The organism is Rhodoferax sp. (assembly GCF_011391645.1).
Lineage (GTDB): Bacteria > Pseudomonadota > Gammaproteobacteria > Burkholderiales > Burkholderiaceae_C > Rhodoferax.
This window is the reverse complement of the sequence record NZ_JAABQC010000099.1, coordinates 1-10,005: the sequence shown is the minus strand read 5'-3', so window position 1 is coordinate 10,005 and position 10,005 is coordinate 1. Positions and strand designations below refer to the sequence as shown.

The following is a 10,005-nucleotide window of genomic DNA, read 5'->3' as shown; positions in this document are numbered from 1 at the left end:
GTGGCCGTTATTGCCGTGTCCCTTGCCGGGTTTGGGTTTCTTCATCTTCTGCGCCTTTACCGGTTTTCCATGAGCATCATAGGCCCAGCGCCCCGCCTGGCGGTAATAGGTGCCATTGCGCTGCTCCCAGCGATCAGGCTGCCAGACGTAGCCCGGGCGTTGCACGATGGTGCGACCGCGCACCCAGACATGACGATCATTGGCCCAGGCCCAGTAACCCGGCGCCCACACATAACCCGGCTGCACCACAGGAACCATCTCGTACTGAGGCGTGGGCGGTGCGACCACGATGTTGAAGCTGATCTGTGCAAAGGCCGCGCCACTCGCCACCAGAGCCAAGGACAACAGCACCGAACGCGCTAATTTTGCAGGTTTCATGAGGATTTTCTCTCTGAAGGTTTAAAGCTTGCATCTTCCCGTTTCGGGTTGGCGCTGTCGGTGCGTCAGCGCACTGACCAGACCCATCCGTCCCGGTAAACTCTGTTTAAGCAGCCATTCCGCCAACTCACAGGGTTTCACTTTGCAATCCCCCGCCACCATTCTTTTGCGAACACTCAAATGGGCGGCCAGCCTGTTGCTGGCCATCGTCATCACGGCGGCCCTGTTGATTGCGCTGTTTGGCTGGAATTGGTTGCGCGCGCCGGTTCAAAAAATGGTGTTCGAGCAAACCGGGCGGGAACTGCTGATCAAGGGCGACCTCGATGTGGATCTTGGCTGGCCGTGGCCGCGCGTGCACGCCCGGCAGGTTACTTTTGCCAACCCGACCTGGGCGGCACAGACGCAGATGCTGGCCGCTGACGAGGTGGCGTTTTCCGTCCACCTGCCGCAACTGCTGGCGCAGCGGCTCAAGGTCTCCGACCTGCATCTGATCAAGCCCCTGGTTTTTTTGCAGCGGCAAGCCGATGGCCGCAAGTCGTGGCTGCTCGACCAGAACCAGAAGGACGAGAGCGCACGCGTCGACATTGACCGCCTGACGCTCGACCAGGGCGTGATCGGCTATGACGACGCGGCAGGCAAGACCAGCATTCGCATCGACATCTCGACCGTTTCTGCGCCGGCGGGCAGCAAGGACGACGCCCGGGTGAACTTTGTCGCCAAGGGAAAATTCAAGGGCCTGCCCCTGGCCGCCAAGGGCTCGGGAGATTCGGTGCTGGCCCTGCGTGACGAGCGCACGCCCTACGGCCTGAGCATCGACGCCACGGCGGGCCAAACCCGCATCCTGGCCGAAGGGCAGGTGACCAGCCTGGTCCAATTCAGTGCAATCGACATGCAGCTGGCGCTCAGCGGCGACAACCTCAACCAATTGTTCACCCTGACCGGCATTGCCCTGCCCGCCACGCGTGACTATGTCGCCCAGGGGCATTTGGTGCGCAAGGGCAACACACTGCGCTACGACGAATTCTCGGGACGCGTGGGCACCAGCGACCTGGCCGGTTGGTGGCAAGTCAAGACAGGCGGCAAGCGGCCCTTGCTCACCGCTGATCTGGTCTCCATGCAGCTTGCCCTGGAAGACCTGGGACCGGTGATTGGCGCACGCCCCGGCCATCTGGATGCGGCCATCAAGGCGGTCGCACAAACCGGCAGCGCCGCAGCCGTCACACCCAAATCCAAGCGCGTGATTCCCGACCTGCCCTTCAAGATTGCGAACTGGGATACGGTGGATGCCGACGTCAAGTTCAGCGCCCAATCCATGCGTCAGGCCAGCTACATGCCGCTTGAGGCGCTCAGCACCCATTTAAAACTGAAAGATTCGGTGTTGACGCTGGATCCGCTCCAGTTTGGAGTGGCTGGCGGGCAAATCATTGCGGCGGTCACGCTGGACGGCCGCCACAACCCGATTCAGGCCAATGCCCAACTGCAACTCAAGCGCCTGGCGCTGGCCAAATTGCTGCCAGCCGATCAAAAAGGCAAGGCCAGCGCCAGCCTGATCGGTGGCAAGATCAGGCTCGACGGCAGCGGCAATTCGGTGGGCACCATGCTGGCCAAGGCCAATGGCTCGGTCGCGCTGCTGATGTCGGGCGGTGAAATCAGCCAGTTGACCATGGAAAAAGCCGGCCTGCACCTGTGGGAAATTTTCCAGCTCACGCTCACCGGCGACAAACAGATCAAACTTCGTTGCGCCGTGGCCAATTTCGATGTCAAAGCCGGCATCATGACATCCGATACCCTGCTTTTCGACACTGAAGTCACCACCCTGTTCGGTCGTGGCAGCATCGACCTGGCGCAGGAAAAGCTTGATTTGACCGTGACCCAAAAAACCAAGAACACCAGCCCGCTGGCCTTGCGCAGCCCGGTCTACATCAGCGGCAACTTTGCCAAGCCCGTCATCAAGGTGGACCGGGGCCGCATGGCGGCACGCGCGCTGGGGGCTCTGGCGCTGGGTGCCATCAATCCGCTGCTGGCATTGATCCCCCTGATCGATCCCGGTCCCGGCCAGGACAGCGATTGCGCGCAATGGCTGCAAGGGAAAAAATGATGTCAAGAATACGGCGCAATCTGGTTTTGGCGGGCTTGCTGATTGGTTCGGCGCTGACAGGTTGCGCCACCCTGCCCGACACCGACGCCCTGATTGATCGCCACAACGCGCAGACCGCCAACTTTGAGACGGCGCGCGGCCCGGTATCAGCCAAAAGAAACGCCGCCATCCTGGCCGAACTGCAACGCACATCGGGCAAGCTTGACATACTGGACAAACAAATGGCGCTGGAGCAGGCCATCAGCGACAGCCCTCTTGTTCTGGGCAACAAGGCCAGCCTGCTGCAGGACGGTGCCGCCACCTACGCCGCCATGTTTGGCGCCATCCGCCAGGCCAAGGACCACATCAACTTGGAGACCTACATCATCGAGGACGATGCCACCGGCCAGGAATTTTCTGACCTGTTGCAGCAAGCGCAGGCCCGTGGCGTGCAGGTCAACCTGATCTATGACAGTGTGGGCGGCATCAACACCCCGAAAGCGTTTTTTGAGCGCCTCTCAAAAGCCGGCGTTGCGGTGCTGGAGTTCAACCCCATCAACCCGCTGAGTGCCAAGGGCCCCTGGCAAATCTACAACCGGGATCACCGCAAGCTGTTGATCGCCGACGGCCGCTCGGTCATTCTGGGCGGCATCAACATCAGCAATGTCTACACCTCGGGGTCGGCAGTGCTTGAGCGGCTCATCAAGCCCCCCGCCGACGGCGGGGTGGCGTGGCGCGACACCGACCTGCAAATTGAGGGCCCGGTGGTGGCCGAATTCCAGAAGCTGTTTTTACAGACCTGGGAAAAGCAAAAGGGCCCGCCGCTCGCCGCCAAGGATTATTTTCCCAAGCTCGCACCACAGGGCAAAGACATCGTGCGCGCCATCGGCAGCACCCCCGACGACCCCTACAGTCTGATTTACCTGACGCTGATCTCGGCCATTGGCAATGCCGAAAAGACGGTGCACCTGACCAACGCCTACTTTGTGCCAGACGTGCAATTGCTCAAAGCCCTGACTGACGCCGCCGCGCGCGGGGTGCAGGTGCAACTGATCCTGCCCAGCCACTCCGACTCCGAACTGGTGTTTCACGCCGGGCGCGCCCATTACGCCGGTCTGCTGGCGGGGGGCGTGCAGATTTATGAGCGCCAGGGCGCCCTTTTGCATGCCAAGACTGCGGTGATCGATGGCGTCTGGTCCACCGTGGGCTCGACCAACCTGGACTGGCGCAGCTTTCTCGACAACGACGAGGTCAATGCCGTGGTGTTGGGCCGCGAATTTGCCACCCAGATGCAGGCCATGCACCAGCGAGACCTGGACGCCTCACAGCGCATCACGCCGCAGGCTTGGGCGGATCGGCCGCTGCAGTTCAGAGTCAAGGAATGGCTGGCACAGCACTGGGGAAGATTGCTTTAGTGGCCAAAAACCCGGCCAACTGGTCCGCCACCCGTTGCACGGCACGGTTGGCCGCCAGCACGCCGCCGTAAGTGTCTTCCGAGCTGGCGGGCTCCAGTGCCTCAAACTCCTGCCAGGCCAGCATGCGGCGGGTTTTGTCGTCCACCAGCGTGGCGCGCAGGGTCAGGCGCACCTGGCTCGGGTTGGTCTGAAACTCGTGTTGCAGCCGAATGATGTCGGTGTCCAGGCGCAGCTCGCCAGAGGCCGCACCGGGCATCAGCACCACGGCGCGAAAGGCCCCTGTTTTTTCAATCGCAGCAACCAATAGCGGCCCCAGCATGCGCGCCGGTGGCTCTACCCACCGACTCAGCGCAAAGTACTCCAGCTTGTGCGGTTCGCGCAAGTAAATGATGCGTGGACTGTCAAAGCCGGCGGCTGCGTGCGGCGGGTTAATGAGCAAGGTGGGCGCACCGGCGGCCAGGGTTGTTGGCGTTGGCAAAGCCTTGCCAACAGCCGATGCTGGCTGCGGTGTAGCGTTCAGTGAATAAAAAGTTGTCGCCGGGGTCGCTGATGGCTGCAGGGCGCTGCAGGCAGACAGGGCTGCCAAAGCCAAGCCCATGGCGACAAAGCGGAACAGCGAACTGCGGCTTGTGCAGTTGCTGAGAGTCAGGCGTGGCGCGTCGATGCTTGAACTCAATACCATCGCGGCGGGGGCGCCGCTCCTACAGGGATGCTGCCGCCATGTCTGGATGGCTCGCATTGCGCCAGCGATATTTAGTTCTTTCATGGTGACACTCCTTTTTCTCCAGGGCCGCCCGGCACCGGTTGGCGGCCAAAAATCAGGCTGCGCGGGTCGCGCTCGGTCTGGTCGCTGAGGCGCCGCAGCGATGTGGTCAACGCGCTCAGTTCGCCCAGCAGGCGCTCCAGCTCGGGCAAGGTTTCGACGCTGAAGCGCTTCACATCGGCGCCCATCGCATCCACGGTGGTACCGGCACTGACGCTGGTGCGCGCCACTTCGACGCCCATCTTTTCGATGGCATCGGCGCTGCGCCCAATGCGCTCGAGCACCGGCGCCAGGTCGGCGGTTGCCTTGGCCGTGTTGTCGAAGGTTTGGGCGGCCTGCGTCAGCCCCTTGTCAATGTCAGCCCGGCGCGCCGCCACGGTGCGTGCCACGGCGGCCAGGTCGGCCAGCGCGCTTTTGAAGGCAGCCTGGTTTTCCGGTCCGAGCAGGCTGTTGATGCCGTCCGAGGTGCTGTCGAGCTTGTTCAGCACACTGGTCAGGATGTATTCCAGCCGGGTGGTCAGCGACGGCTTGGTGCGAATCTCGGGGTAAAGGCTGCCAGGCTTGGCCTGCAACACTGGCGAATCTGCCGCGCCGCCGCTCAGCTCCACATAGGCAATGCCGGTCAAGCCCTGGGTTTTCAGCACCGCCACGGTGTCCTCCCGGATGGGTGCGCCATACGCAATGGCAAACAACAGCCTGACCTGCTGCGGGTTGGCGCTGTCCAGGGCAATGTCTTGCACCTTGCCCACGTCAACGCCGTTGTATTTCACCGGCGCATTCAAGTTGAGCCCGGCCACCGACTCGGCCATTACGGCAAGGTACAGGTCGAATTTTTTATTCCAGGAGCCGCCCGAGGCCAGCCACAGCACCCCCGCGACCAGCACGGCCCCCAGCACCAGCACAAACGCGCCGACCAGGGTGTAGTTCACTTTGGTTTCGATGATGGCTCCTTGCTTTCGATGTGAAAAGACGACCCGGCCTGCGCGGCGCGGCCGCGCGCGCCTTCAAAAAAGGGCCGCACCGTGGGTTTGTCAAGTTGTGCAAGTTCAGCCATGGAACCCAGGCCCTGCACCGTGCCTTCGCCCAGCACGGCAACCCGGTCAGTCACTTGCCACAGCAAATCCAGGTCGTGCGAGATCATGACAATGGTCAGGCCAAACTGGTCGCGCAGGCGGGTGATGAGTTCGTCCACGCCGGCGGCGCTTTGCGGGTCGAGCCCAGCGGTGGGTTCGTCCAGAAACAGCAACTCGGGGTCGAGCGCCAGCGCCCGCGCCATCGACGCGCGCTTCATCATGCCGCCACTGAGTTGCGCCGGGTACTGCGCGCCCACCTCGGGTTTGAGGCCGGCCAGGTCGAGTTTCCAGGCGGCGATCTCGTCAATCAGCTTGTCGCCCAACTGCGTGTGCTCGCGCAACGGCAAGCCAATGTTTTCCAGCACGGTGAGTGAGCCAAACAGGCCGCCGTACTGAAACAGCACGCCCCAGCGCAAGCGCAAGCTCAGTGCCGCTTCGCGCGACAGGTCTTTCAAGTCAACCCCCAGCACCTTGATGTTGCCGGAACTGGGTTGGTGCAACAGGATCATTTCGCGCAACAGCGTCGATTTACCCGAGCCGCTGCCGCCAATGATGGCAAATACCTCGGCGCGACGCACTTGCAAATCAAGATCGCGGTGCACCACATGCTTGCCAAATCGGGTGGTGACCTGCTGCAGGTCTATGACGATGTCGGTGCCGCGAGGGGTGCCAGGCATGTCACAAGTCCAGCAAACTGAAGGCGACCGAGAAAAAGGCATCGGCCACGATCACCAGAAAGATCGACTGCACCACGCTGCGGGTGGTCTGGCGGCCCACGCTGTCGGCCCCGCCATGGGTGCGAAAGCCCTGGAAGCAGCCGACCATCACGATGATGACGGCAAACACCGGTGCCTTGCCAATGCCCACCAGGTACGAGGTGATGCTGACGGCCTTGACCAGCCGGTCCAGAAACTCAGCAAAACCCACCCCAAGCTGCACCTTGGCCATGATCATGCCGCCAAAGATACCCAAAACGTCGGCAAACACCGTCAGCAGCGGCAGCGCGATCACCAGGGCCAGAACTTTGGGCAACACCAGCAGTTCCTGCGGCTCAATGCCGATGGTGCGCATGGCATCAATTTCTTCGGTCACCGTCATGGTGCCAATTTGCGCCGCATAGGCCGAGCCGGAACGCCCGGCCACGATGATGGCGGTGATCAGCGGGGCAAACTCGCGCAGCATCGACAAGCCCACCAGATCCACCACAAAAATATTGGCGCCGTATTGACGCAGTTGGTCAGCGCCTTGGTAAGCCACCACCACGCCCAGCAAAAATGACAGCAGCCCGACGATGGGCAAGGCGTCAAAACCCGCGCTGCGCAGGTTGAACAGCACCACGCGCCAGCGGATGCGCCCCGGGTGCGCCAGCCAGCCAAACATGGCATGGCTGCTTTCACCAATGAAAGTCAGCATGGCCAGCAACTGCTCCAGCATGCTCGCGGCGCTGCGGCCCAGGCGCGCCAACACGTTTGGCGTGGCGGGCATGGCCGCCGCTGGCGCGTTGGCTTGGCCCGCCGCTCGTTGGCGCACCCCATCAAGCAGTTTGGCAAATTCTGGCGGCAGGCCTTGCAAGCTCGGCATTGCCCCGTCACCGCCCTGCCCGGCCAGCATTTGTTGCAACACCCAGGCGCCAGCCGTGTCAAGCGCTTCGATGCCGGACGCGTCCAGCGTGATCGGCTGTTGACCCCTCGCAGGGCCCAGCGCCAGTTCGGCCTCACGGTCACCCATGCCGCGCGCCGTCCAGCAGCCCGACAGTGCGACGGCCTGCGGGTGGATTTGGGCAATGGCGGCAGGCGCCAAAAAATCAGTTGTCATCTGGCTGCCAAGCCTAAGGCTGGCCCCGACGCCGGTCTGTGTGCCATCGCACAGATATAAACGGCGATTCCTGTGACAGTGGGCGCTGTTTCAACGACTGATCGACTGGAGAACAAATGACCAGAAACCCTATTGGCCTGCGCACTGCAAGCACCCTATTGGCCGGTGTGATGATGATTTACATGGCGGGCTGCAGCAAGGTGGAAGAGCCCGCCCGCGCCCCGGCCGCCGAAACCACCCTTGGCACCGAGGTGGACGACAGCCTGCTCACCACCCGGGTCAAAGCGGCGCTGCTGGACAACATCGACATCAAAAGCCTTGACCTCAAGGTGGAAACCCGCAAGGGCGAGGTGATGTTGAGCGGCTTTGTCGACAACCAGAGCCAGGTTGACCAGGCGCTGTCCATTACGCGCACCGTGCCCGGCGTGGTCACGGCCAACAACAGCATCAGCCTCAAGGGCGAGCCCACCACCATCGGCACCAAGATCGACGACGGCATCATCACCGCCCAGGTCAAGGCCGCCCTGATGGCAGATGACGGCATCAAAAGCGCCGACATTGCCGCCGTAACCCGCGACGGCGTCGTCCAGTTGAGCGGTTTTGTCAACAACCAGTTGCAGATTGACCGTGCCCTCATCCTGGCCGGCAGCGTTAAAGGTGTAAGTCGTGTCAGTAACGAGATGAGTCTCAAACAATAACCGGAGTATGACTATGAAAACATTGAACAATTTGACAGCGCTTGCCGCTGTGGTGGGCACCCTGATGCTTGGCGCCTGCGCCAGCACGACCCCGCTCAACAACAACGTGGGCACAACGGCCTACCCGCAGCAGAACACCAACAGCTACACGCAATACGGCGTGGTGCAGTCGATCACCCTGGTTTCACAAAACAGCCCCACCACCAGCACCCCCATTGGTGCCGGCACCATCGTGGGCGCGGTGGTGGGTGGCGTTCTGGGCAACCAGGTGGGCGGAGGCTCGGGCAAAACGGCCGCCACGGTGATCGGTGCGGCAGGTGGCGCCTACGCTGGCCATGAGATTGAAAAACGCAATCAGACCCAGCAAACCAATGCCTACCAGCTGTCGGTCCGCCTTAACAATGGCAGCTACCAGACCCTTACCCAAGCCAACAGCAACGACATCCGGGTGGGTGACAGCGTGCGCATCGACAACGGGGTGGCGACACGATACTGAAACCTGAAACTTTGTGGGTCAGACCACTCGCGCAGCGACGTGCTCTGACCCCAACCGATTAGATGCAGTTGAGACCACTCGCGCAGCGACGTGCTCTGACCCCTGACCTCACCGGTGGCTCACGTCACTGAGCAGGCGGTTAATCTCTTTCTTGACCACGCCGTAGCATTCGCAAGCGTGCGTTTTCAGGCCGGCACGATCGAGCACACCAATGTGACCACGGCGGTAACGGATGTAGCCCAGGGTTTGCAGGTGCCCGGCGGCATCGGTCACGCTTTCGCGGCGCACGCCCAGCATGCTGGCCACCAGTTCCTGCGTCATCACCAGTTCGCGGTCCGGCAGGCGGTCCAGTGTCAGCAGCAACCAGCGGCACAGTTGCTGCTCGACCGAATGGTGGCGGTTGCAGGCGGCGGTCTGGGCCATTTGCGTCATCAGGGCCTGGGTGTAGCGCAGCATCAAACGCTGCAGCGCGCCGCCTTTGTCAAATTCCTGCTTCAGGATATGCCGGTCCAGCCGGTAGGCGTGGCCGGCCGTTTGCACCACAGCCGAGCTGGAGGTGGTGTCGCCACCCATGAACAGCGAAACACCCACCACGCCCTCATTGCCCACACCCGCGGTTTCTGCAGACGCCCCGGTTTCGGTCACATAGTGCAGCGACACAATTGACGTGGTGGGAAAGTAAGCGTGGCGCATTTGGGTGCCCGGGTCGTACAGCATTTGGCCCAGGGCCATGGGCACCAGTTCCAGATGTTCGGCCAGCGGCTCAAGGTCCTGCGGCGGCAAAGCGGCCAGCAGGTGGTTTTGACTTGGGTTGTGAATGGGGGGCATGATCAGGCTTCTGATGTTGTTTTTATGATTAGGAAGTCAGTTCGACACCAATGCCGCGGTAGCCGACAAAGCGGCCTTTGCCGTTGAACATGGGCTCGCCGCTGACCTGAAAAGTCTGCTTGCTGCCGCCGGCCGCCACGCGATGAAAGACAAAGTCCAGAAACGGCTCGCGGTTGGCAATGGTGTCACGCAACTTGGTGCGTTCGTCCTCATTCCAGCCGCCCGTTGACGCGACAGCAGCGTCGCCGTTCAAAGGTTCCACCTGAATACCCAGCATATCAAGCACCGGGCCCGAGACCTTGCTGAAATGACCGTTTTCGTCCTGCTCCCAGTACCAGTCCGAGGCCAACTCGGTCAAACTGCGGTAACGCGCCTCGCTCTCGCGCAGTTCGGCGGTGCGCTCGGCCACCGTGTCCTCCAACAGCCGGTTGTAGTCGGCCAGCTTGCGGTACAGCAGGCGCA

At 62.0% G+C, this 10,005-nt stretch carries 11 protein-coding genes; 4 read left to right on the top strand and 7 right to left on the bottom strand.

Annotation, left to right across the window (positions count from 1 at the left end):
• Positions 1 to 378 (bottom strand): YXWGXW repeat-containing protein (locus GPS82_RS11640; protein ID WP_296494839.1); only part of this gene is annotated, 378 nt, incomplete at its 3' end.
• A 142-nt stretch (positions 379 to 520) separates the two neighbouring features.
• Between GPS82_RS11640 and GPS82_RS11635 the strand changes: the two genes are divergently transcribed.
• A complete protein-coding gene (locus GPS82_RS11635; RefSeq protein WP_296494836.1) occupies positions 521 to 2,476 on the top strand; it encodes an AsmA family protein in 1,956 nt (651 codons plus the stop codon).
• Complete coding sequence (locus GPS82_RS11630; protein ID WP_296494834.1) at positions 2,476 to 3,870, top strand: phospholipase D-like domain-containing protein; 1,395 nt, start codon at positions 2,476 to 2,478, stop codon at positions 3,868 to 3,870. The genes GPS82_RS11635 and GPS82_RS11630 overlap by 1 nt, the downstream gene beginning before the upstream one ends.
• Here the strand turns inward: GPS82_RS11630 and GPS82_RS11625 are convergent.
• The 4 genes from GPS82_RS11625 to GPS82_RS11610 are packed head-to-tail and all read right to left on the bottom strand — an operon-like array spanning position 3,830 to position 7,521.
• Positions 3,830 to 4,636, bottom strand: coding sequence for an ABC-type transport auxiliary lipoprotein family protein (locus GPS82_RS11625; protein ID WP_296494831.1), 807 nt, complete (start codon positions 4,634 to 4,636; stop codon positions 3,830 to 3,832). The genes GPS82_RS11630 and GPS82_RS11625 overlap by 41 nt on opposite strands.
• Positions 4,633 to 5,562, bottom strand: a complete 930-nt coding sequence (locus tag GPS82_RS11620; protein WP_296494829.1) for an MlaD family protein — start codon at positions 5,560 to 5,562, stop codon at positions 4,633 to 4,635. Before GPS82_RS11620 ends, GPS82_RS11625 begins: the two co-directional genes overlap by 4 nt.
• The gene (locus GPS82_RS11615; RefSeq protein WP_296494826.1) at positions 5,559 to 6,383 is read right to left on the bottom strand and encodes an ATP-binding cassette domain-containing protein; all 825 of its coding nucleotides are present in this window, start codon (positions 6,381 to 6,383) and stop codon (positions 5,559 to 5,561) included. Before GPS82_RS11615 ends, GPS82_RS11620 begins: the two co-directional genes overlap by 4 nt.
• A gap of 1 nt (position 6,384) precedes the next feature.
• On the bottom strand, positions 6,385 to 7,521 hold the full coding sequence (locus tag GPS82_RS11610; RefSeq protein ID WP_296494823.1) for an MlaE family lipid ABC transporter permease subunit: 1,137 nt from the start codon (positions 7,519 to 7,521) through the stop codon (positions 6,385 to 6,387).
• 116 nt (positions 7,522 to 7,637) lie between these two features.
• On the opposite strand from GPS82_RS11610, the gene GPS82_RS11605 reads away from it, so the two are divergent.
• Together GPS82_RS11605 and GPS82_RS11600 are read left to right on the top strand one after the other, a co-directional pair.
• Positions 7,638 to 8,219: a BON domain-containing protein gene (locus GPS82_RS11605; protein ID WP_296494821.1), complete on the top strand. Its 582-nt coding sequence runs from the start codon at positions 7,638 to 7,640 to the stop codon at positions 8,217 to 8,219.
• Between the two features lie 13 nt (positions 8,220 to 8,232).
• On the top strand, positions 8,233 to 8,715 hold the full coding sequence (locus tag GPS82_RS11600) for a glycine zipper 2TM domain-containing protein (RefSeq protein ID WP_296494818.1): 483 nt from the start codon (positions 8,233 to 8,235) through the stop codon (positions 8,713 to 8,715).
• Positions 8,716 to 8,823: 108 nt separating this feature from the next.
• Here the strand turns inward: GPS82_RS11600 and GPS82_RS11595 are convergent, their stop codons facing one another.
• Positions 8,824 to 9,543, bottom strand: a complete 720-nt coding sequence (locus GPS82_RS11595) for a Crp/Fnr family transcriptional regulator (RefSeq protein ID WP_296494816.1) — start codon at positions 9,541 to 9,543, stop codon at positions 8,824 to 8,826.
• Positions 9,544 to 9,571: 28 nt separating this feature from the next.
• On the bottom strand, positions 9,572 to 10,005 hold a 434-nt coding region (locus tag GPS82_RS11590; RefSeq protein ID WP_296494814.1), incomplete at its 5' end, for a PAS domain-containing protein.